Source organism: Bradyrhizobium sp. 190, assembly GCF_023073415.1.
Lineage (GTDB): Bacteria > Pseudomonadota > Alphaproteobacteria > Rhizobiales > Xanthobacteraceae > Bradyrhizobium.
Genome location: NZ_JADPJL010000005.1, coordinates 40,755 through 64,108 on the forward strand (window position 1 = coordinate 40,755; position 23,354 = coordinate 64,108).

Genomic DNA, 23,354 nt, shown 5'->3' on the forward strand with positions numbered 1-23,354 from the left:
CTGAGAGACGAAGCGCGATTGGGCAGGATGCGTTGCAATGACCACGAGGCGGTCGACAGAGGCGAGATCGAGTTCAGCCTGCGGTCAAGGCAGCTGCAGCATTTCGAGCAGCGGCGTCGGTGCAGATCCGCGCACCAGATTCATGATCGATTTTAACTTCAACAACCTGGCCGCCTTAGCGGTCTGGTCCAACAACGGGTGAGGGTGTCATGGTTGTCTATATCAAAAGCGATCTGGAATTCATTCTGAAGCAGATTGAGATTTCTGAGGCGCACGCCGCCGGACAACCGCTGTATGGACCGGGCGGCCTGATTCCCGCCTACAACCTCGCCTGGGGCCTACGCACCGTCGACGGTACCTATAACCACCTGCTGCCGGGCCAGGAGCAATGGGGCGCCGCGGACAGGCAGTTCCCGGAGCTGCTCGATCCGGCCTACAGGCCGGCAGACGGCACGGTGTTCGATCCCGACGGCCCCGGGGGGCCGGCTCCGGCAATGCCAACAGCGCCCAACTACAATCCCTCGAACAATCCCAACTCGCTCGTCTTCGACTCGAGCCTGCGCACCATCTCGAACCTTTTGGTCGACCAGACGCTGGGCAATCCCGCAGCCATCCTGACGGCACTGCAGCGTGCGGGTTCTGAGACCCAGATGGCCGATCTCGCTGCCATCACTGCCATCTACCAGACGTTCAAGCCGGCCTTCGATGCCGAGTACCAGGCGCGGGTGGTGATGCAGAACGCGCAGACGCTCGTGGACGCACTGGCCGTGCAGGACCCACCTGCGGACCAGTCAGAAATCGACGCAGCGGCTGCTGCCCTGGTTGCGGCCACGGATGTCCATGAAGCGGCCGTGACGACCCTGGAGGGGGCCCGTGTCGTGCGCGACACAGCACTCGAGCCTTTCGGCGTGACCATGGACGGCGACAATGTCCATCTGCCGAACGTCGCGCCCGATGAAGGCCTGTCGGCGTCGTTCAATTCGTGGTTCACACTGTTCGGGCAGTTCTTCGATCACGGCCTCGACCTGGTCAACAAGGGCGGCAGCGGCACGGTGTTCGTCCCGCTGCAGCCGGACGATCCGCTCTATGTCGAGGGCAGCCACACGAACTTCATGGTGCTGACCCGCGCAACCGTTAGCGCCGGAACAGACGGAATCATGGGCACGCCGGACGATGTCAGGCCGGTGAACACCACGACCTCCTTTGTCGATCAGAACCAGACCTACACGTCGCATGCCTCGCACCAGGTGTTCCTGCGGCAGTACGAACTCGTCGAGGTCGAGCCCGGCATTTTCGAGCCGCGAGCGACAGGCCGGCTCATCGAAGGCGAGAACGGCGGCATGGCGACCTGGGGCGAGGTCAAGGAGCAAGCCCGGACCATTCTGGGGATCGACCTGACCGACTTCGACGTCGGAAGCGTTCCCCTGCTCAGGACCGACGCCTACGGCAACTTCATTCCCAACGCGGCCGGCTTCCCACAGATCATCACGGGCATCGGCGGGGACGGAATCCCGAACACCGCCGATGACGTCGTCGTGTCGGGCACCCCCGGTGCCCCGGTCAATCCGACGACCGCTCTTGCGCTTCGCACCGGTCACGCCTTCCTGGCGGACATTGCCCACGATGCCGTGCCGGTTGGCAAGATCGCCGATGGCGACATCACCATCGGCCTGGGAAATCCGGGCAACGGCGATACCGAATACGACAACGAGCTGCTCGATGCGCACTTCATCGCCGGCGATGGCCGCGTCAACGAGAACATCGGCTTGACCGCGGTCCACCACGTGTTCCATGCCGAGCACAACCGGTTGGTCGAGCATACGAAGGCGGTGGTTCTCGCGACCGGCGATGCGGCCTTCATCGCGGAATGGCAGCTCCCGGATGGTTCGTGGAACGGCGAGCGTCTGTTCCAGGCCGCTAAGTTCGGCACCGAGATGCAGTACCAGCACCTCGTGTTCGAAGAGTTTGCCCGTAAGGTGCAGCCCACGATCAACACGTTCCTGGTGCCGGATGGGTTCGACACGACGCTCGACCCGTCGATCGTGGCCGAGTTCGCGCACGTGGTCTATCGCTTCGGGCACTCGATGCTGACCGAATCGATCGACCGATTCGACCCGAACTTCGTGGCCGATGATATCAGCCTGATCGCCGGCTTCCTCAATCCGACGGCGTTCAACGGCGTGGACGGGGTGATCAACGACGAAGTCGCCGCAGCAGCCATCATCCGTGGCATGACCCGCCAGGTCGGCAACGAGATCGACGAGTTCGTAACCAGCGCCCTGCGCAACAACCTGCTCGGCCTTCCGCTCGACCTCGCGACCATCAACCTGGCGCGCGGCCGTGATACCGGCGTGCCCTCGCTGAATGCTGCCCGCGCGGAGTTCTACGAGGCGAGCAATCAGAACGTCCTGCTCAAGCCCTATACGAGCTGGGTGGATTTCGCGAGCCATCTCAAGCATGAAGCGTCGATCATCAACTTCATCGCCGCCTACGGTACGCACACACTGATCACCGGCCAAACCACGATCGAAGGCAAGCGTGACGCTGCGTTGACCATCATAACTGGCGTTTCGGTTGGAGGCCTTACGGTTCCGGATGACGCAGAAGCCTTCCTCAACGCCACCGGCGACTACGCAGCTACCGTGCTTGGCAGCACGCTGGGCGGCCTCAACAACGTCGATCTCTGGATCGGCGGCCTGGCCGAAGAGATCATGCCGTTCGGCGGCATGCTCGGCTCGACGTTCAACTTCGTGTTCGAAGTGCAGATGGAAATGCTGCAGAGCGGCGACCGCTTCTACTACCTGCAGCGGCTCGATGGACTGCATCTGTTCGGCGAAATGGAGAACAACTCCTTCGCTGCCATGATGATGCGGAACACGGACGCGACGCACCTGCCGTCCGACGTGTTCTCAACCCCCGGCCTCATCCTCGAGGTGGATCAGACCAGGCAGTTCAACGACCTCGATGGCGACGGTGCGCTCGAGAGCACCGATCCGGTCGGCACCGGCATCTTGACGCAGCTCGTTATCCGCAACGACCCGTCAACGGCCGGGCCTGACACGGGATATCTGCGCTACACTGGCGGGGATCACGTCGTGCTGGGCGGCACCGATCCGGGGCCGGTCGGCGCGTTCAATCCTTCAGGTGAAGACACCCTCATCAGCGGCATTGGCGACGACACGCTCTATGGCGATGGCGGCAACGACTACCTCGACGGCGGTTTTGGCAACGATATCCTCAACGGCGGCGACGGCGACGACATCATCGTCGATGCCGGCGGCGACGACAACATCAAGGCCGGCTCTGGCAACGACGTCGTCCATGCCGGGCCGGGTCTCGACCTGGTTATGGGCGGGGCGGGGCAGGACTTCATCTTCCTCGGAACCGACGAGGGCTCGGAAGTCTTCGCCGGCGAAGGCAACGACTTCATCTATGGCAACAAGAATGCCGAGCGCATCCTTGGCAACGAGGGTAATGACTGGATCGAGACCGGTACTTTCGACGGCGCCCCGGGCGACAACTTCGACGAAATATTCGCCCAGGACGGTATCGACGGTCATGACGTGTTTCTTGGCGACGGCGGCTTCGACGAGTTTATCGGCGAGGGCGGCGACGACATCATGGTCGGCAGCGCCGGCCGCGGCAAGATGGTGGGCATGTCCGGGTTCGACTGGGCGACTTACAAGGACAACACGTTTGGCGTGAATGCCGACCTGTCGATCCCAATCATCTTTGACGAGGCGCCAGTTCTGCCGCAGAACGCCTCGCTCGATGAGTTCGAGTCCATGGAGGGGCTGTCGGGATCCGCCTTCAACGACGTGCTGGCTGGTACCAACGACGTGGCGGCGGACCGTGGCCCGCTAAGTGCGGGGGGGACGACCGGCTTTCTCGGCAGCGCCCTCGACGGCGAGGGCATCGCCCACGTGAGCGGGCTGCAGGCGTTGCTTGGAACCGGCGTCACGTCCTTCACCGCCGGTGACATCATCCTTGGCGGCGACGGCAACGATCTCATCACCGGTCGCATGGGTGACGACATCATCGACGGCGACAAGTGGCTCGACGTCCAGATCGGCGTGTTCGCCGCTAGCGATACCGGGCACACGGGTACGCCGCTGTCGGTTCACAACAGCATGGCCAACCTTGCCTCCAGCATGTTCTCGGGCCTCATCAATCCCGGCCAGCTTGGGATCGTGCGTACGATCAAGACTGCCAATGGCGCGGGCGATACCGATATAGCTGTTTTTTCGGACATTCGCGCCAACTACACGATCACTCCGAACGCCAATGGAAGCGTTACGGTCACGCACGTGACGGTATCGGACGGGCTGGAGTCGGACGGTACGGATACGCTCTGGAATATCGAGCGTTTGCGGTTCTCGAATATGGAGATCGGCATCAACGTGCCGCCCACGGGCGCGCCGGTGATCAGTGATCTTACTCCGACCGAGGGCCAGACGCTCACGTTGAACACGGCTTCTATCGCCGATGCCAACGGTCTTGGAGCGTTCAGCTATCAGTGGCAGACGTCGCCCGATGGTGCCACGTGGACGAACATTGCCGGGGCTACTGCCGCGACGTTCACCCCCGACAATAACGCGTTGACTTCGTTCGGTGATCAGGCTGGCCTCCAGCTTCGGGTGGTGGTCAGCTTCACTGACGGTGGCGGCACGGCGGAAACCGTTTTTGCGACACCGACCGGTCCCGTGGGTGTCGACTGGAATGGCATTCCGCTGCTGAACAATACCTTCAACGGAACGGCCGGCGATGATATCGCCGTCGGCGTTTCCCCATTCTTTATCGGAGGTAACGATACGCTCAACGGCAATGCCGGCAATGATGACCTTGCCGGCTCCGGCGGCAACGATACGATCACCGGCGGCGCAGGCAACGACCTCGTGGCCGGCGGTGCCGGAACCGACGTTGCAAACTTTGTTGGACCCCTCGCCAACTTCAGCTTCAATGTCGCCGGAACCAACATTGTCGTCACCGACACGACCGGTGCAGAAGGCACCGATACATTGAGCGGAATCGAAACACTCCGCTTTAACGGCGTGAACAACTATGCGGTGATAGCGAACACCAACACCAACATCACTGGCGGGGGAGGTTCGCAGGCTTTGTTCAGCCTCGACAGCGACAACAACGTGATGAATGGCGGTGCCGGAAACGACATCGTGTTCGGTGGTGCCGGGGGCGATCAAATCGTCCAGGGCGGCGCCGATGGCCGCGACTTGATTGACGGCGGCGACGGAACCGACACCTACCAACTCAACGGCGTGGCTGGTGCTGAAACCTTCCGGATCTACACCCGGGCGGAAGCAATACTGGCTGGAATGACGGGGCTCAACGCGACTACGGAGATCGTGATTACCCGCAATGGCACCAACAACGCTTCGATCATTGCCGAACTCGACAATATTGAAGAGATCAACGTCAACGCACTAAGCTCGACCGCCAACAACAACAACAATCCCACTCAACCCGACGGCGGCGTCAGCGATGGCGACACCATTGTCGTCATCGGCAACTTCACCGGCACCAGCCTCGACTTCAACACCATCACCGTTGAAGGCGGTGTGGGTGACGACTCGGTGGACATCTCCGGGTTGACTTCACAGCACCGTATCAACTTCAGCTTCAACGGCGGTAACGACACGATCATCGGAGCGCTGCGTCCGCAGGATGTGATCAACGCGAACAACGGGAACGACGTGGTCGACGGGACTGACGGTGACGACCATCTGAACGGCGGCATGGGGAATGACATCATCAATGGCGGCGCCGGCGATGATGTCATCAAGGCCGGATTTGGTGTCGACGAGTACAACGGCGGCGAGGGGTCCGACACGCTCGACTACTCCTTTGCTAACGGCTTGTGGGTGAACCTGCAGACCGGAGAACTCGGCGATATCGGAAACCCAGTGGCTGTCGAGCATTTCACCAGCATCGAGAACTTCATCGGCGGCGCAGGGGACGACGTCATAACCGGCAGCGACGTCGCCAACCGGCTCGAAGGCGGGGATGGCAACGATGACATCTTCGGCGGCGCCGGCGATGACTGGATCAATGCCGGATATGGCAAAGACCGGGTTGACGGCGGCGAGGGATCCGACACCCTTGAGTATAGGTTCGCCAACGGCCTTGAAGTGAACCTGGAGCTCGGGGAAATCCGCGATATCGGAAGCCCGACGGTTGCCGAACGGTTTAGCAACATCGAGAACGTTCGCACTGGCTCAGGCAACGACATCATCACGGCGAGCAACGCGGTCAACGTGATGGACGGCGGCGAAGGGAACGATACGTTCAAGTTCCAGACGGCCGCGGCGGCCAACGGCGATACCATCCTCGGGTTCGAACCTGGCGATCGGCTCGATCTGAGCGGTATTGATGCCGATACCGGCACAGGAGGAAGCCAGAGCTTCACGCTCGTGAACGGCGCAGCCACTGCGGCGGGCCAGCTCGGGGTAAGCCACGAAACTCGGGCCGACGGCGACTTCACCGTCATTCAAGGCAACGTCGATGGCGCCGATGCTGACTTCAAGATCGAGATCGCGGGTCATCATGACCTGACCAACGCCAACCTCGGTCTGTGAAGCTCCAACAACGAGACGGGAAGCAGATGCGAATTCTGCTTCCCGTGCGTTCTCGTCTTTCCGGGTTTCAATCATCATTTACGAACTGAGCGCATCACATGGCCAATTCAAAAGAGCTAACTCCGGCGAAGCGCCGTAACCTTGCCGAGCTGACGCGCGGATTCCGTGGCATTGTGCTCTTCCTGTGCTTGATTTCCGGAGTGATCAACGTGCTGGCGTTGACCGGATCATTGTACATGATGCAGATCTACGACCGGGCGCTGACCAGCGGCAGCATTCCAACGCTTCTCGTCCTTTCGAGCCTGGTCATCGGCCTGTATCTCTTCCAGGGCTGCTTCGACGTCATTCGCTCCCAGGTACTGGTGCGTGTAGGCGCTCGGCTGGATCAAAAGGTGGCGCCGCTGGCGCATCGAGTGGCAATCGACATGCCGCGTTTCGGTTTCTCGACGTCTGAAGCCCTCGAACGCGGACGAGACGTCGATACGGTTCGCGGCTTCCTCGGTAGCCAGGGACCGGCAGCTTTGTTCGATCTGCCATGGATGCCAATCTATCTGGCATTTATCTACTTTCTGCATCCGGCTCTGGGTGCCTTGACGTTCGGCGGTGCGTTCGTGCTTACGGTTCTGACCGTCGTTAGCGAAATCATGACGAAGCGTCTCAGCGTTTCCACCCGGAAGGCGGCGATGGCGCGCAACACCATTGCCGACAGCAACGCGCGCAGTGCTGACATCCTCAAGGCCATGGGCTTTGCGGGCCGTGCCGTGAGGCGCTTCAACGACGCCAACAGCGAACATCTGAAGCTTCAGACCAAGGCGAACGACATCACTGGCACCTTTGCCGCGGTGTCGCGCGTGCTGCGGATGCTGCTGCAATCAGCGGTGCTTGGCCTCGGTGCCTATCTTACAATCAAGGGCGAGCTCACCGCCGGAGCCATCATCGCATGCTCGGTGGCATCGGCGCGTGCCCTGGCGCCGGTGGACCAGGCGATCGGAAACTGGAAGCCCTTCGTCGCGGCGAGGATGGCCTACCAGCGGCTTCGCGACACGGTCGTGGCACTAGCCGCTGCTGACGAGCCGATGAAGCTGCCGGTGCCACGCCAACGTCTCAGCGTGGAGAAGATCACGGTCGCCGTGCCTGGTTCGGGACAGATCATCCTGAGCGATGTCGCCTTCGAGCTCGAGGCTGGCCAGGCGCTCGGCATCATTGGACCCAGCGCCGGCGGAAAGACCACGATGGTGCGCGCGCTCACTGGCATCTGGCCGGTGCTGCGCGGCAGCGTCCGGCTGGACGGCGCTGATCTGACACAATGGCGCGAGGAGGAGATCGGACAGCATATCGGCTACCTTCCGCAGGAAGTCAGCCTGATGGATGCGACGATCGAAGACAACATCTGCCGGTTCGAGCCTCAGCCGGATTCCCTAAAGGTTATCGAAGCGGCCAAGGCGGCAGGCGTGCACGACATGATCCTGAAAATGCCGGAAGGATACCGAACGCAGCTCGGCCCGCAGGGTACAGCCTTGTCGGCAGGTCAGCGGCAGCGCGTGGCGCTGGCCCGTGCGCTTTACGGCAATCCATTCGTCGTCGTCATGGACGAACCGAATTCGAACCTTGATGGCGAAGGAGAGGAAGCTCTCACCCGAGCGATCGCGAGCATCAGCGCGCGTGGCGGGATCACGATCGTCATTGCACATCGTCCCAGTGCGCTGGTCGCCGTGGATCTCATTGCCATTGTGCAGAACGGTCGCATCACTTCGTTCGGCAAAAAGCAGGACATCATGACGCCGGGGGGGCTCCAACCGACGGCGAGACCGGTTCCCGAAGAACTCCGAACGCAGGTGAGGAGGCCAGCATGATCGGCGTCAAAGCATTCAAGCCAGCATCACAGCAGTCGCAACCGAAGCGTGACGACTACGCTGAGCCCGAGCAAGAAAAGAGAAGGATCGTACCGCTCGCTTTTCTGTTGTTCTTGACCGGCTGTGCCGCGTATCTCAAAAGTTTTCTTCCGGTCAATGCGGAAGAACAAAAACCGCAGCCGAGCAACAAGGGTAATGACGATGCCGACCAGACTGAGTCAAAAATGGACGGTGAAGTCAGCGCCTTCATTGAAGAAGCTGTAGCTGACGGGGAGGCGACCACCGCAGCGGACCCCGTCGTCAAGTTTTCTGGCAACGTCGTCCCGATCCGGATGGCTCTGCCGCAGGAAGCTGGGGCATTTCCGGTGAGTGGTTCTCCGCCCCTTGAACCGGCGCCTCTGTTTTCGGTTCCTGTCGCGACCGGCCCGGTCGGAAATGCGGTTCGGGCTGGCGAGAACCCGCCCGCCCGAGCAAATTCCGGTGACGACGGAGACGGCAAAGACGGTGGTGGCGGCGGCGGTGGCGGTGGCGGTGGCGGAGAAGATGACAAGCAACGCAAGTCACGTGCGCCCGATACATCTCTGGATCCCCTTCATAACCGAGCGCCGCGCACCATCGGTCCGGTCCACCTGCAGGACCTGGTCGGCAACCAGGTATTGATGATTTCCATGCTAACCCTGCTGGGAGGCGCCACTGATCCGGATGGCAACCCGCTGAGCATAGTAAACATTTCATCGACCTCCGGCACGCTTACAGAGACCGAACAAGGTGGCTGGATGTTCGTGGTCGACGAGGGCATGGTTGGCGACGTCACGTTGACCTACACGATCACCGACGGCGCTGCATCCGTCGTGCAGACAGCCCGTTTCAGCGTGCTCGATGCGCCGTCAATCATTGGGACCGCCGCGGATGACAGTCTTCTCGGCACGCAGGAGGCCGATACGATCGACGGCGGTGCGGGCAGCGACACCATCTACGCCCGCCAAGGCAACGATACCATCATGGGCGGATCCGGCGACGACTACATCACTGCGGGGGCCGGCAATGACATTGTCTACGCTGGAGCAGGGAACGACGCGGTGTTCGCGGGTCCAGGAAACGACGTTGCTTACGGTGGATCCGGCAATGACCGTTTGTTTGGCGAAGACGGCGACGACAAGATTATGGGGGAGGATGGCGACGATTTCATCTCGGGCGGCGCGGGGAACGACATATTGTCGGACGGGGCGGGCCGGGACACGGTTCAAGGCGGGGCTGGCACCGACCATGTAATAGCTGCAACAGACGCGGCTAACGATAGCTACGACGGGGGCGCCGGACGCGACACTCTGGACTACTCCGCGACCGCCTTGGGTGTCACGGCCGACCTCGGGAACGGAACCGCACACGGTGCGGAGATCGGCCACGATCGGATCGCTAGCTTCGAGGAAGTCGCCGGCGGAAGCGGGGACGATCGCATAAGCGCGGGGTCAACGCCGGTCTCGATGACCGGGGGTGCCGGTAATGACACGATCGAGGGCGGAGCCGGAAATGACGTCATTTCGGATGGCGTGGGAAGTGACATGGTCAGCGGCGGCGGTGGCGACGATCATGTCCTGGCTGCGGCGGACGCGGCTAACGATTCCTATAACGGAGGTGCCGGGCAGGACGAATTGGATTATTCGACCGCGACGCTTAGCATCACGGTCGACCTTGGAAGTGGCACGGCCGATGGTCTCGATATTGGTCACGACTTGGTTGCATCATTCGAGAAAGTCATTACCGGATCTGGCGATGACCAACTCGTCGCCGGATCAACCTCGGTCTCGATAACAGCTGGTGATGGCAACGACACCATTTCGGATGGCGCGGGATCTGACACGGTCAGCGGCGGCGGCGGCGATGATCATGTCGTGGCTGCGGCGGACGCGGCTAACGATTCCTATGACGGAGGCGCCGGGCAGGACCGGCTGGACTACTCGACCGCAACCTTCAGCATTACGGTCAATGTCGGAAGCGGCACGGCCGACGGCGTCGATATTGGTCACGACCTGATTGCTGCCTTTGACGAGGTTATTACCGGATCCGGCGATGACCATCTCATCTCCGGATCAACCTCGGTCGCGATGACGGGCGGTGACGGCGCAGACACGTTCGAATTCCAAAGGCCTGAGGGTGATCAGCAGGCGATGACGGTCCGCAAGATCACCGACTTCACGGTCGGCGATCGGATCGTCGCTGCGACCTACGAGATCAGCTACCTCCAGGAAGACGGCGCGGCAAACCCGATCTCTGACATGTTCAGCGACGTCTATCTGTCGGCAGGCGGCGACAATCGCCCGGTTCGTTTCCGATTCGAGGAAGATGACAGCAACCAGTTGACGTTGGTGGACGTACACGATCGGCCCGGCACGGATGAGTTCTTCACCATTGAACTTGTCGGACATCATCACCTTCAGTTCACCGTCGCCGTCGGTTAAGGCAATCGAGGAAACCAGCCCATGAAACATTACGATTCGAAATCGTTCACCTCGGACGCATTGCCATCCCCGATCGCTCGCGGCACGGAACGGGCCTTTCGCGTTTGGCCAAGGGTATTGGGTGGTCTCGCGCTCGTGGGTCTGTTGGTGATCGGCTGCGGCGGATGGGCGGCGATCGCAAGGCTGGAAGGCGCAATAGTGGCCGCCGGTACCGTGAAGGTCGATCAAAACCTGAAAGAGGTCCAGCACAGGGACGGAGGCATCGTAAAAACGCTTGCGGTTCGGCAGGGCGATCTCGTTAAGGAAGGGCAGGTGCTGGCGACGTTGGACGACGTTCAGATCAGGGCAGAGCTTCTCATCGTGCGCTCCCAACTGGGCGAGGCCATGGGCCGCCAGGCGCGCCTGATTGCGGAACGCGACAACCTTCGCTCAATTGAATTTCCGGCCGACCTTTTTCGATTATCGAGCACTGCTGACGCTGTGATCCACGGCGAGAGCCGTTTGTTTGCGGGCAACAAGTTGGGCAGGGACAGCCAGAAGGAGCAGCTCGAGCTTAGCATCAACCAGACCCGGGAGGAGATCAGAGGAATGGAAGCGCGGCTCGCTGCCAAAGAGCAAGAGATCAAATTGGTGGGTGCCGAGCGCGACAAGCTGGACGCTCTCTTCGAGAAAAAGATCGTGGAATACACCCGCGTCTACTCCGCGCACCGTGATTGGGCGCGAATACTCGGAGAGCGGGGCGAAATATCGGCCGGCATTGCCCGCGCCAAGGTCCGCGCCACCGAAATCAGGGTCCAGATCATTGCCATAGACCAGAACGCCAGCACCGAGGCGCAGCGCGACCTCCGGACAGTGGACGCCCGCATTTCCGAATTGAACGAACGCAAACTGGCTATTGAGGACCGTCTTTCCCGCACTGAAATACGGGCTCCTGTTTCGGGCTACGTCAACGAACTGTTTGTTCATACGGTGGGCGGCGTCATTACGCCTGCAGCGAAGATTGCCACGATCGTTCCCCAAAACGCAGAACTCAAGTTCGAGATCAAGATCTCACCCGCCGACATCGACCAGGTAAGGGAAGGGCAGCCCGCCCGAATTCGTCTCACCGCCTTTAACCGCACCACGACACCCGAGATGAAGGGCAAGGTCACTCTGGTTTCGCCAGCCTCGGCGCGTGATCCCACCAACGGCCAGGAGCACTACATTGCATACGTCAATCTGCTCCCGACCGAGGAAACCGTCGTTCAACTGAGTGGAATGAAACTGGTACCGGGAATGCCGGCAGAGGTGTTTGTTTCGACCCAGGAAAGAACGGTCGCCTCCTATCTGTCGAAACCCTTCACCGATCAGATGAATCGCGCCTTCCGCGAGCGCTGAGAGCATTGACCAGTAGCGAGAGGGCGCTAGCCATGCCCGGCTTAAATGGAGGAAGACCCTCAGCGATCACAGTCTATCCGCATTTCGTCCAGCTGAATGTGCCCGAACGAGGCTTTGGTAGCGAACTCGATGCGATGGTCCAGTTCTGTCTCGAGCACGGCGAAGAGTTTCGCATTGGGTGTTTCCGAGAAATCGACCGGCGAGACTGCATTCTCTTCCGCTTCCGAGATCCGAAGAATGCGGCCGAGTTCGCAAGGCGCTTTGGAGGAGAGATCTTTGCAGTCCCGTCGGATGATGATCTTTTCTTTCCATGAGCAATGTGCAGGTCTGACCCCCGAGAATACCTACACGGTCATTGGTCCCTCTTGAGTCAGCCTTTGCCTCGGGGCTTGTGCTGAATCAACTGCGGGACCTGAAATACAAATTCGTCTCGTGCCCGTCGAGCCGAACTTGCTTGCGTTCGATCAAGCCCTCCCGAGCCATCAGCCTCAAATTGTGTTTAATACTCGCCGGCGACCACATCTTCAGTTGCTTCCAAAGCAACAGGCCAGATACCGCGTTTTCTTCGCCAATAGGAATGAGTTTGGCCAGTTCGTCAGAAATAGACATGCGACAAAGCTCGATAAGCAAATGATAAACTCGGGCGAACAAATGCCCCTTTGATAATTACTTCAGTCCAATTCGGACGCGGATCGACCCAGTTAACCGAGCCGCACCGCGTGCACTTCAAATGCGCAAGGACATCGTACCAATCCCAGTCCGGGAGTCTATCCAGCGGCACTGCAGCATGGTGCCAGCAGCGGGGGCGGGAATCTCGATCAGGCGATTCCACGCAAACCCGCAGTCGATGGTGAGGTGGACGACTCCGACCGCGAGCCGGAAGATACCGGCATCGGCGATCACGACGGGTTGCTTGAGCAGATCGGAACGCAGGATCGGCGGCATGGGGCTATGGCATGAAGAGCAGCCGTGGCTCCAACGGGAAGCCGTTCAGATCGCCGCCCAACCGCTCGGGGAAGCAACTCTGGCCAGATTAGTTTACTCCCGTGTGGGGTGAAGAAGCACGGAGTAATCCATGACCACTCTGCAAGCGGTCGCATTAGGCGCTATGCTCGCGTGGACTCCATCGCTTATTATCCTGGCGGTTTCGCTATGGGATGTTCCTGAGCTTGAGGGGATGGAATAGCCCTGAGCCACTATTGGATCGCGCGAGCGCACTGGCCAGTCGCTCCTTAACTTCCCGGGATTAGGATCACCAGCAATCGCAGATCGCCGCTAAGGTCCAGCGGGAGTAATCGCGTAGGAAGCCCGCCGACTCAACCCGGCGGGCTTCTTTTTCTATCGCGGTCTCAAAAGGACGCCGCCGGTTCGAAACACATGCCCGGCGAGGCAATGTGCAGTCGGACGATTGTGAATTTTTGCTGACTGTGCGGCCTCGGCCACACCAGCCCAATGGCGCAATCATGGGTGGCGATTATCAGGTTAAATCCTGTTTGTATCGAGCCCTGGAAACGTGGTGCTGATCTCGCGCGCCCATCGCAGCTGACGCCGCCGGCGATAACCATGCAGTTTCAATGGGTGCGTGGACTCGGCGATCGACGCAAATGTGGCTTGTGGTATTTGCGGGCGCAAAGGTTGGCGTAGTTGTGACAATTCACTGCCATGTCGGGGCAGGCACGACGAACAGACGTCGCTTGCACAGCAAGCGGAGCGCGCGCTTTAGGATCGAGCAACGCATTCATTATGCAATTTTAGCGCTTGCTGCATTGTTGCAATTCATAATCTCGCCAGATTGGGATACCAGTTGTTTATCGACAAGAACCAGTTATTTGGCGACAAAAGAGGCCAACTTGGGAAGGCCGTAGTCTCTGGCTGTTCAACTGTCATTCGGTGGGTCGGCTGTTTGTCAGGGGAGAAGTCATGTGGTCGCGCAGCCTGTTGGTCCAGAATCTGTTGGTCCCGAAAAAGGCCAAGCCGCAAGACAACGATGCCGACCGTGCGAATGCGGTCGCCGAACGGCCAGTCTCCTCTGAGATGCAGATTGTGCCACCGCAGAGCGGCAACTTTGAGCGCGCGCTCGTCAATGCTGCCCTCTCCGGTGACGCTGGGGCGGCGAGCAGATTTCTCGAACACGTCTCGACGACTCTGTGGTCGATCGTCGTGAAGCTGGTAGGCGAAGGAGCGGACGCGGAGGCTGCGTTCCTTCACATCGTCGCATCACTGAAGGCTGACGATTATGCCCGGCTGCGGGGGTTCGACGGGCGCGCCCGGCTTGCGACGTATTTGTCGCTTGTCGCCCGTGATGTTCTCGCCGACGAGCTGGCGGGACAATTCAGTAAAGCGCCGCACGAGGCGTGGGAGAGATTCTCGCGTTACTTCGAGACCGACATTCGCAGCCGGATCGCCAGACAATTGCCGCGCAACCTTGGTCGAGCTGGACGCGAGGATACGTATCAAGAAGTATGCCTCAAGCTGATCGAGAATGATTTCCGTCGTATCCGCTTATACGGAGGCCGCGGCAGCTTCACTGGCTTTATTCTGACCGTGGTCGATCGCATCTTGATCGATCTCGTGCGGCGTGAGGCGCCTCGACGGCGTATGCCGGTGGCGATTTCTCGTTCGACGCCGCTCGACCAGGCGATTTATGCAGCCGTGGTGTGGGAGGGTTGTCCGCTGGACACCAATCGCCTCGTTGCTGCACTGCGCGGCAGGCTGGCGCAAGATCCGACAGCTGCTGACGTCACCGAGTCGGTCGCACGTGTTGCCGGCATGGCGAGGCTGGAACGCACGCCCCCCGCCAACGAGGCCGTCTCGCTCGACGTGCTGCTTGGCGAGGGTGGAGGTATTTCGATCGCGGATTCGTCGCCGACGCCCGAGGACCGTTTGCTGCTCTTTGAGGAGGAAAAGCACCGCGCAGCTCTCGTCGCTGCCATCAATACGGCTGCGGAAAAGCTTCCCGCCGATGAACGGTTGTACCTTCAGATTGTATTTTCGGCCACTGAGTCGTTGCCAGCACGTGACATCGCGAGGCTGATGGGTTGCGCGGTCGAGGAAGTCTATCGTTTGAAGCAGCGAACCCAGAAATGGTTGAAAGAAATTACGGTGCAATTGGAAAAGAATTCCGATATGTCCGTCTGAACATGGGTATTGGATTTCTGCCCGATGATCGAACGCCCTAGTCAGGAACCGGCGCCTGTGCTCGCCGAGGACGATGACCGCTCCGACCGGCTACAAACCTATGAGTTGCTTCGCGCGCAACTGTCGCGGACCATTTCCGAGGGTTTGGAGCAGGGTTCCCTTGCAGCAGGTCAATGGGGCGAGATCGACAACGCTCAGATCGCTGCGTTTCTCGACTGTTCCCTGCCGCGCGCAGAGTGGGAAGCTGTCGCCGCGAGACTTGCGAACGACCCGGTGGCCCGCGCGGAGTTGACTTCCGCGGCGGCATTGCTGGACGAAATCCACGCAGAACCTGCGACGGCCCCAGCGGGTTTGGTGGTGCGGGCGGCTGGCGTTCTTGCTGCGTCGGAACAGAGCCGACCGCAGGTTTCAGCAATGGGGGGCAGTCCAGTTGCTCGGTACCGGCGTTCGATTGCGTGGTCCGGCTTCGCTCTCGCCGTCCTGGCTGTGATCGCGATCCCGACCGTTGTGAAGATGGTTGGGGACGGCGCAGGCATCGAGGTCAAGCAGGACGACGCAGGTGATGCGATCGGCCGCGGAATCGTGGCGACCCCGTCCAGTCCAACGACGAAGAAAGATGCTCACTCGTGCAGTGACGCGAACGAACAAGCCAGGAAATCGACACCCGACAACATGGGAAGCAATCGCGGTACTGGACCGGGGGCGACCGCGGAGGTGGCCGAACATCCAGGCAAGGCGGCGCCCACCGATGACAACGATCCATGCGGCCCAAGGCCGGCAGGGGGGCGTAAGCATGAGCGCCCCGCCTCCGCAGGACAGAACTGACCTAAACTCGACGCTTAAGTCGTCCGGGTCACATCTCGGTTGCGGGAGGTGCGTTGTGTTCTGTCACGAGGACGGGCCTAACCAGACATCGCGATGGCTGGCGACAGACCAAAAGTGAGAGCCTGTCCGTCTGCTCCAATGTTGCCATCCAAACTCTCACGCTGCAAAGGAGCAAGAGATAATGCGTTATACAACGACGAAGGCTGCGATCGGATCACGCTTGAGCATGGGCAGAGCGTTACTTCTCCTGCATTTGGCGGCTACCGCTTTGTTCGCGATTGCCGTAGCCGGGCCTGCACGTGCGCAGAGCACCGGTATCGTCGCTTGCGACGACTTTCTGAAGAAATATGATAGTTGCGTTACGTCGAAGCTTCCGGAGGCGCAGCGTGCGACCTACAAGGCGCAGCTCGACCAGACGCGCAAGGTGTGGCTTGATATGGCCAAGGATCCATCAGCGAAGTCAACCATGGAAGGGACGTGTAAGCAGACGATGGACGCGATCAAGGCCTCGCTGCAAAGCTTGGGCTGCTCGTTCTGATGTAGCCGCGCGGGCAGGAAGGCTGGGGTGCTCATCTGCGCCCCAGCCTTCTGAGTACGGCGCGTCCAGGCGAAGAACCTGGAGTCCACCCCGCCAGAGCGTGATCTAGAGAAACATGCCCTCAGGCCGATGGTGGAACAGCGGTTTTCCCTTGAGCCTAACAAAGGCGACGCGTTTTGCGCGGAGATCATGCTCAAGCAATGAGCCAGAGCATGATCTGGTTTTCCGAAAGGATCATGCTCAAACAATACAGCGCCGATGACGATTTTTCCTGAACTCATCGCGCTCTGGGTTCAAGATGAGACTGCTGCTTGTCGTGGGGGTCTCGAAAGCGATGTAACTATCTCGCCTATCGCGATTTAATCTCCCGGCAGCGAGCCTCGCGCAGTCCCGTTAAAGCGTCGCGCCGCAGCAGTGTCGGGCAGGCATTGCCAAGGTAGTAGCTGCCGCCAGTCTCGCGCGCGACCTGGGCCACTACCGCAGGGCCGAGTGTGCTCCAGCAGGCTTCGGTGAGCGCCTTCGACGCCTTGGCTTCATCCCAGTCGGGAGGCCGGCTGAGTGCGGCAATGACGGCGTCCGTGAGATCTGGATCGGTACAGACTGCCGCATTCGTTTCGGGCGGCGCCTCGATCGCGATGGCGAAAAATGGCGCAGCGGCCGAGCGGTTGAGCTTGCGTCCGACGAGACGGGCGGCGTCACGCGCGAGTTCGGCGCGCGCCGTACCGACGCTCTTGGGCGTTGTGCGCACGAAGCTCTCCAGTCCGCGGCGGCAATCGGCGATGACTGTCCCGTAAGCCTGCTCAAGGCAGTCGCCGAACGCGGACAGGCCGATCGACGCGCGCAGGGCCAGGAATTTCGAGTTGTCGTTCAGGATCGGAAAGGTCGTGGCATAGCGCTCGAGTGCCGCAAGCCGATCGCCAAACGGATGCGGCGACGTTGCAAGTGGAGTTAATTCGCCGATCGCGGCTTGTTCGGCCAACGAAGCCCAGTGTGCGTCGCGCGCCGTCGGCCTCACCGTTGCCAGGTGGCCGCGCAGCTCGCTCCAGCTCTTCGCGGCCGCCAGCGCGTCGAGCTCGGCGATCACAGGATCGGTCGAAGCAGCCGGCACGGCCTCGGCGGCGCGCTTGTCGACGTCGGAGAGCAGGGCCGCGGTTTGTGGTGGCGGCGGGTCGGCGGGCGTGGTGCGTCCGCTTGAGTTGAGCACGATCTCGCCGACGACCTGGTCGTAGTAGGCCGGCGTTTGCTCGAGGCCGACGCTCGCCGCCAACTGCCGAACCTCGATTTGCAAGCGCTTGGCAATTTGCACCAGCGTCAGGTCAGGCTCCGCCAGCCGGCGGACGAGGTTTCGCGTGAACACGGAGTTCGAAGCGCGCTCGGTGCTGGACAGCCGGTCGAGCGCGGTCTGCTTGGCGCCAGCGGAGAACATGATGAATACGCCCTCGGCAGGCGTCATTGCGGCGAGCCCGCCGCGGCCCTTGAGCCCGCGCCCGCCCGGCCGTTCGAACGGATTGTTACGGCAGGCGTCGAGCATGAGCACCGCGGTGCGGGCGCCGCGCGCCTGCAGCCGGTCGATGATCCGGTCGGCTGGAAACGCGGAATCGCGGATCAGCTCTTCCTGTCCTTCGCGGACCTCCGGGATGTCTGTCGGCAACAGGTAGTTCTGGCCGCGGATCTCGAAGCCGTGTCCAGCGAAGAAGAACAGCGCGATGTCGCCCGGCTCGATCATTTTGTCGAAAGCGAGCATGGCCTCGCTCATGGCACGGCGCGGCTGGTTCTCGACGACCATCACCGAGAAGCCGAGCCGGCGCAGGGCGGTGCCGACCGCGCGCGCGTCGTTGACGGCGGTCTGCAGCCGTGGAACGTTCTCATAGGCGTTATTGCCGACCAGCAGGGCGACGCGCTTCTCCGCGCGTGCGGTCGTGGCGAAGCCTATCGCGACACTCAGCGCGAGGATCGCGAGGCACGAGTTTGTTTTCAACATGGATGCTCTCGTCGATGCTCTAGCGGGCTCATGGAGCGGCTGTCTCATCCGGTCGGCCAAAACTGTTCGGCGGTTGAGCGCCATTATCCGTCAACTCATTGTTTGTCAGCTCTGTGGCCGGATGATGTGCATGCTGTGGGTCGGCAGGCTGGCTGCGAACTTCATCATGGGCGCGCAGCCGACGATGAGCGGGCCAGCAAGTAATGAAAATAGTCCAGATTGCTGATGATCACGCTGATGACGATCCAGACGCCCCAGCAGTAGGCAAAGATGAGTTTTCAGCAACCTGCTGGGGCGCGATGAGTTCGAGATGAATCGTCATCGCGCTTCAGCTTGTCGTTGAGCATGTTCTTTTCGGAAAATCGATGCCCCCCGATCGGATCGTGACCCGAGGGCATGATCTTTCGGATCATGCTCTAGGCGATACGATAGAGAAACGTGGCGACGATCGTCCATAGGCCGAGAACAATCGCGGCATAACCGAGCACGGTCTGATAGGGGACAATGGCAGCGCGAATCTGCTCGCCGCGTTGCGCCGCTTGAGCGCTGTGGCTGAAAATGAACTTCGTCAGCAACGCATATCCGAGCAGCAGGCCGAGCGATGCAATTAGCACGCCGGTCGCGAGGTAGGTCAGCCACCAAACCGGCACGTAGCCGAACCAGTTCAGGTTGATGATCGCATTGATGATGGTCCAGGCGCCCCACAGGCAGGTTATGAATCCGAACCATCCCTGGTAAGGTACCATCAGTTCGATATACGCCTTCGCGTCCGGACGCCTCGCAACGATGCTCGAAGCGGCCGCCAGGGCCCCGAGCGCGAGCAAAATCAGCCCAGTTATAAGACCCGACATTGGATTCCTCTCTTTCTTGACAACAGTGCACCATATTGCGGTGACATTTCGAGACGGCCCGAGGCCGTCGCCACCACATCAAGATAGAGAGACGGACCGGTGAGCATTTTTCTCCGCGCCGGCTGATGTAAATTCGCGCCCCAGGTAAAGATCCAGCTACAGGAGATCACCGATCGCAGACTTGAGGCGCGCCGAGGACGGCCGGCCTGTGATCGCTTCCCTGGCTTCGACCTCTACGATCAGGGTGTCGTCCGCCAGCCTGACGTCGACCCGGTCGGCGTCGCGGATGACGACGCGTCGCAGTTTCGCCGCGATGATCTCGCGCGCGATCGGTGAGGTAAGCATCTCAGCCAGGGTTGCTCCGGTGACGGCGATTGCATCCGCCATCGCGGACCATGCAGCGGCGTCAGTGGAAAGGCGCGGCGCGTCGAGCGAGATCGCGAGCGCCGGGGCGCCCGTGCGCCTGAGCCTGCGCCCGAGAGACTCAGCCTCGGTCTCGGCCTGCTCTTTCGTTGCCTTCTTGACGACGAGTGGCTCGGCTTCCTGGTCACGATACGCGTCAGCCGAACCGCCCGACAATTTGTCGCTGAATACCAGGATGCGACCCGTTTCGTAGATCCGAAGAACCGAGACGCCGTCGTCGCGCTTGAGCGTCATCGAATTGTATGCGGCCTGCTCGGCGGTCAGGGCCAGGATTTCGTCGGAGCCGTCGAAGCGCAGCTTGATCGGCGTTCCCAGGCGGTCGATCACAAAGCCGATCAATCCGCTGCCGGTGCTGTAATGCCCGATGCGAAGCCGCGGGTCGCTTTCCGCGGCGAGGGCGCCATGGCCGATGATCAAGGTGAGGGCGGCGCCGACGGCGATCATTCGGAAACGTCCGGACATGGTAGGCCTCACAGCATCACGATAATCCGCGGGATGCGGTATCGCTGATGAGCGCAGGGAGAAGTGAGAAGCAAATGCGGAGTTTTTGCGGCCGACACCCATGTTGAACGCGGCGCATTCATTATTCAGAATGTTTCAATCAAGATGCACCGCTCGGTGCTGCGATGACGCGGGAAAATCACCGCCACTGTCCGTCTATCCCTAAGTCCGCCGCAGTGGCCGGACGCCGTGCCCGCAGGGGATGCGCGCATGAACATCTAAATTGGAGTTATCCGCTATGAATATCCGTGCCGGTGTCGCCGTCGTCGCGCTCTCGATCTTCTCCTCGGTCGCGCTTGCGCAATCGCTCAAGGACAAGGAGTATTTCGCGGACCAAGAAAAGTATCTCGCGGGAGAAGTTACCACCACCAATGAGCGGTGCGGCAACAGTCTCACGGCAAAGTTTGACTGGTTGAAGCCGCCGGCGCCGGAAGAGCGGAAGACCTACAGCGCCTACGGTTACTGCGGCGTAGCTCTCGAGGCGATGCGGCGCGTCTGTGACTCCCAGGCCGGCAAGGAAGCCGTCAAACAGAAGATCAAAAGCCTGACTTGCAGTTTTGGACCGCAGCGCACGGTTGTGCTCAAGGATGGCACGATCGACTACGAGGTCAATTTCAATTCGAGCAACGACGTCGACTACGTGTTCGAATATTTGCAGAACAATTTGTGAGCATCCTGGAGTGGTTCGGGGCCTGGCTCGGCCCCGCTGCGGGCAACTCCCTCCCGTGCCGCCCATGACGACTAACCGGCTCGGTAGAGCGATATGTCAAGATTTGTGCTGATCGGTTGCCCCGGTTCGGCTCGTGATCTAACAGAGTCGAGCAGCAAGGGAGGAACGCTTAGATGGTAGTCGCCATTCCGACAAAGAGAAACTCCATAGTGATCTCAATCGCCCAAAAAGCTGCGAAATGTCGGAGCAGCTCTTGAAAACATTGCGAAATTCCGGAGACTTCCAAGCTGAATACGAGTTCGATTCGCTTCACCCATTCCATTTCATTTCGTGCCGTGAAGGAGCAGATGCCAGGCATGGCGTCAGCCGGGAGCGAGCGACCCTTGCTTGAAGAGGCAGACAGGCGGCAGGTCTGATGCGGATCATCTACTTCTGTTTGGGTTGGGTGATGGTCGCGCTCGGTGTGATCGGCTTGGTGATGCCGCTGATGCCGGGAGTGGTTTTCCTGATCGCGGCAGTGGCGTGTTTCGCGCGGTCCTCGCCCCGGCTGGAGGCATGGCTGCTCGATCATCCGACATTTGGCAAACCGCTGCGGGATTGGCGCGCCGCCCGGGCTATCCCGCGTTCGGCCAAGGCCATGGCTTGCGCGGGGATGGCGATCGGGTTCGTCGTATTCTGGTATAGCGTCAATCCGTCAATGCCGCTTGCTGTGGGTGTGGCGGTGCTGTTCCTGGCCTGTGCTGCCTACGTCGTATCGCGTCCGGCGATCGTCGATCAGGATACCTCCATCTAGTGCTGCAGATGCCTTTCGGCCGCGAGCTACGGCTCGGCAAGCCAAACAGCCCGACTCTTATGAGTCTTGCGAAGTAACGCGTCTCGAACGATGCTTACAAGCTCCGCTGGTCACATCAAGGGATCGTCATGCCCGTCGACGTCAAAACAGCCACCGATCGTCTCATGCGCTTCCTCGCTGTCGAGGGAGTGACCGGAAAGGAGGCAGCGATAGGACGCGAGATCAGCGCGGCGCTGCAGGAAAGTGGCGTGCCGGCGACCGCGATCCGCCTCGACGACGCCAACACACGCATTCCCGTGCCGACAGAGACCGGCAATCTCATTGTCGATCTGCCCGGCCGAGGCGCAATGCACAATCAGCCGCGGATCATGTTCATGACCCACATGGACACCGTGCCGCTGTGCGCCGGAGCGAAGCCGAAGCTAACGGGGCGCAAGATCGTCAATGAGGCGAAGACCGCGCTCGGCGGCGACAACCGCGCCGGCTGTGGCGTTCTTGTCACGCTGGCGGCCGAGCTTGCGAAACAGAAGCTCGATCATCCGCCGATCACGCTTCTGTTCTGCGTGCGCGAGGAGAGCGGGCTTTGGGGGGCGCGACACGTCAGGACCGCCGACCTCGGCTCGCCTGCCATGGCCTTCAACTACGACGGCGGCTCTGCCTCCAATGTCACGATCGGCGCCGTTGGCGCGGATCGCTGGCAGGTCGAGATTTTCGGCCGTGCCTCGCACGCGGGTGTCGCACCCGAGCGCGGGATCAGTTCGACCATGATCCTGGCGCTGGCGCTCGCCGATGTGAAGGCTGGTGGCTGGTTCGGCAAGGTGGTGAAGCGCAAGCGGCAGGGTACGAGCAATGTCGGCCCGGTCACCGGCGGCGACGGCCGGCCGGCCGGGGACGCCACCAATGTTGTCACCGACTATGTGCACGTGCGCGGCGAAAGCCGCAGCCACGACAGCAAGTTCTTCAAGGAGATTACGAAGGCCTACAAGACGGCGTTCGAGAAGGCCGCAAAGCGCGTGAAGAACAGCGGTGGCAAGTCGGGCCGCGTCAAGTTCAAGGCCGAGACCGACTATTATCCGTTCCGCATGAAGGAGAGCCTGCCCGTGGTCAAACGCGCGGTCGCGGCAGTGTCCGGCATCGGCGCAACACCGAACATCCGCTCCGCGAGTGGCGGGTTAGATGCAAACTGGATGGTCCGCCACGGCGTTCCGACGGTGACCTTCGGCGCGGGGCAGAACGAGCCGCACACGATCGACGAATGGATCAATCTCGACGAGTACGACCGGGCCTGTGCTCTCGCAGTCCAACTCGCGACGATGCGATGAGCATCGTGGTTCAGCTCCCGACCCATCGAG

The 23,354-nt window shown here is 60.9% G+C and carries 16 protein-coding genes; 11 read left to right on the top strand and 5 right to left on the bottom strand.

Going from position 1 to position 23,354, the window contains the following annotated elements:
* Positions 1-209: 209 nt before the first annotated feature.
* From IVB22_RS01420 to IVB22_RS01440, 5 genes are all read left to right on the top strand, one after another.
* On the top strand, positions 210-6,593 hold the full coding sequence (locus IVB22_RS01420) for a peroxidase family protein (RefSeq protein ID WP_247515549.1): 6,384 nt from the start codon (positions 210-212) through the stop codon (positions 6,591-6,593).
* Positions 6,594-6,691: 98 nt separating this feature from the next.
* Complete coding sequence (locus tag IVB22_RS01425; RefSeq protein WP_247515550.1) at positions 6,692-8,446, top strand: type I secretion system permease/ATPase; 1,755 nt, start codon at positions 6,692-6,694, stop codon at positions 8,444-8,446.
* Positions 8,443-10,905: a cadherin-like domain-containing protein gene (locus tag IVB22_RS01430; RefSeq protein ID WP_247515551.1), complete on the top strand. Its 2,463-nt coding sequence runs from the start codon at positions 8,443-8,445 to the stop codon at positions 10,903-10,905. The genes IVB22_RS01425 and IVB22_RS01430 overlap by 4 nt, the downstream gene beginning before the upstream one ends.
* Positions 10,906-10,926: 21 nt before the next feature.
* Positions 10,927-12,282 (top strand): HlyD family type I secretion periplasmic adaptor subunit, encoded by a 1,356-nt coding sequence (locus IVB22_RS01435; protein ID WP_247515552.1) that lies wholly within the window; start codon positions 10,927-10,929, stop codon positions 12,280-12,282.
* Between the two features lie 32 nt (positions 12,283-12,314).
* Positions 12,315-12,596, top strand: coding sequence for a hypothetical protein (locus IVB22_RS01440; protein WP_247515553.1), 282 nt, complete (start codon positions 12,315-12,317; stop codon positions 12,594-12,596).
* Between the two features lie 85 nt (positions 12,597-12,681).
* Here the strand turns inward: IVB22_RS01440 and IVB22_RS01445 are convergent, their stop codons facing one another.
* Both IVB22_RS01445 and IVB22_RS01450 read right to left on the bottom strand, forming a co-directional pair.
* Positions 12,682-12,891, bottom strand: a complete 210-nt coding sequence (locus IVB22_RS01445) for a hypothetical protein (RefSeq protein WP_247515554.1) — start codon at positions 12,889-12,891, stop codon at positions 12,682-12,684.
* 117 nt (positions 12,892-13,008) lie between these two features.
* Positions 13,009-13,227: a hypothetical protein gene (locus IVB22_RS01450; protein WP_247515555.1), complete on the bottom strand. Its 219-nt coding sequence runs from the start codon at positions 13,225-13,227 to the stop codon at positions 13,009-13,011.
* 975 nt (positions 13,228-14,202) lie between these two features.
* On the opposite strand from IVB22_RS01450, the gene IVB22_RS01455 reads away from it, so the two are divergent.
* The 3 genes from IVB22_RS01455 to IVB22_RS01465 all read left to right on the top strand — a co-directional run bounded on the left by IVB22_RS01455 (position 14,203) and on the right by IVB22_RS01465 (position 16,783).
* Positions 14,203-15,420 carry a sigma-70 family RNA polymerase sigma factor gene (locus tag IVB22_RS01455; RefSeq protein WP_247515556.1) on the top strand — a complete coding sequence of 406 codons (1,218 nt, stop codon included), beginning with the start codon at positions 14,203-14,205 and terminating at the stop codon, positions 15,418-15,420.
* Between the two features lie 24 nt (positions 15,421-15,444).
* The gene (locus tag IVB22_RS01460) at positions 15,445-16,245 is read left to right on the top strand and encodes an anti-sigma factor (protein ID WP_247515557.1); all 801 of its coding nucleotides are present in this window, start codon (positions 15,445-15,447) and stop codon (positions 16,243-16,245) included.
* Positions 16,246-16,426: 181 nt separating this feature from the next.
* The gene (locus tag IVB22_RS01465) at positions 16,427-16,783 is read left to right on the top strand and encodes a hypothetical protein (protein WP_247515558.1); all 357 of its coding nucleotides are present in this window, start codon (positions 16,427-16,429) and stop codon (positions 16,781-16,783) included.
* 349 nt (positions 16,784-17,132) lie between these two features.
* On the opposite strand, the gene IVB22_RS01470 is transcribed toward IVB22_RS01465, so the two are convergent.
* The 3 genes from IVB22_RS01470 to IVB22_RS01480 all read right to left on the bottom strand — a co-directional run bounded on the left by IVB22_RS01470 (position 17,133) and on the right by IVB22_RS01480 (position 20,500).
* On the bottom strand, positions 17,133-18,764 hold the full coding sequence (locus tag IVB22_RS01470; RefSeq protein WP_247515559.1) for a caspase family protein: 1,632 nt from the start codon (positions 18,762-18,764) through the stop codon (positions 17,133-17,135).
* Between the two features lie 416 nt (positions 18,765-19,180).
* Positions 19,181-19,615 (bottom strand): hypothetical protein, encoded by a 435-nt coding sequence (locus tag IVB22_RS01475; RefSeq protein ID WP_247515560.1) that lies wholly within the window; start codon positions 19,613-19,615, stop codon positions 19,181-19,183.
* Between the two features lie 156 nt (positions 19,616-19,771).
* Positions 19,772-20,500, bottom strand: coding sequence for a DUF4908 domain-containing protein (locus IVB22_RS01480; protein WP_247515561.1), 729 nt, complete (start codon positions 20,498-20,500; stop codon positions 19,772-19,774).
* 277 nt (positions 20,501-20,777) lie between these two features.
* On the opposite strand from IVB22_RS01480, the gene IVB22_RS01485 reads away from it, so the two are divergent.
* The 3 genes from IVB22_RS01485 to IVB22_RS01495 all read left to right on the top strand — a co-directional run bounded on the left by IVB22_RS01485 (position 20,778) and on the right by IVB22_RS01495 (position 23,324).
* Positions 20,778-21,209, top strand: coding sequence for a hypothetical protein (locus tag IVB22_RS01485; RefSeq protein ID WP_247515562.1), 432 nt, complete (start codon positions 20,778-20,780; stop codon positions 21,207-21,209).
* A 415-nt stretch (positions 21,210-21,624) separates the two neighbouring features.
* On the top strand, positions 21,625-22,002 hold the full coding sequence (locus IVB22_RS01490; protein ID WP_247515563.1) for a YbaN family protein: 378 nt from the start codon (positions 21,625-21,627) through the stop codon (positions 22,000-22,002).
* A gap of 128 nt (positions 22,003-22,130) precedes the next feature.
* The gene (locus IVB22_RS01495) at positions 22,131-23,324 is read left to right on the top strand and encodes a M20/M25/M40 family metallo-hydrolase (RefSeq protein WP_247515564.1); all 1,194 of its coding nucleotides are present in this window, start codon (positions 22,131-22,133) and stop codon (positions 23,322-23,324) included.
* The last annotated feature ends 30 nt before the right edge of the window (positions 23,325-23,354 follow it).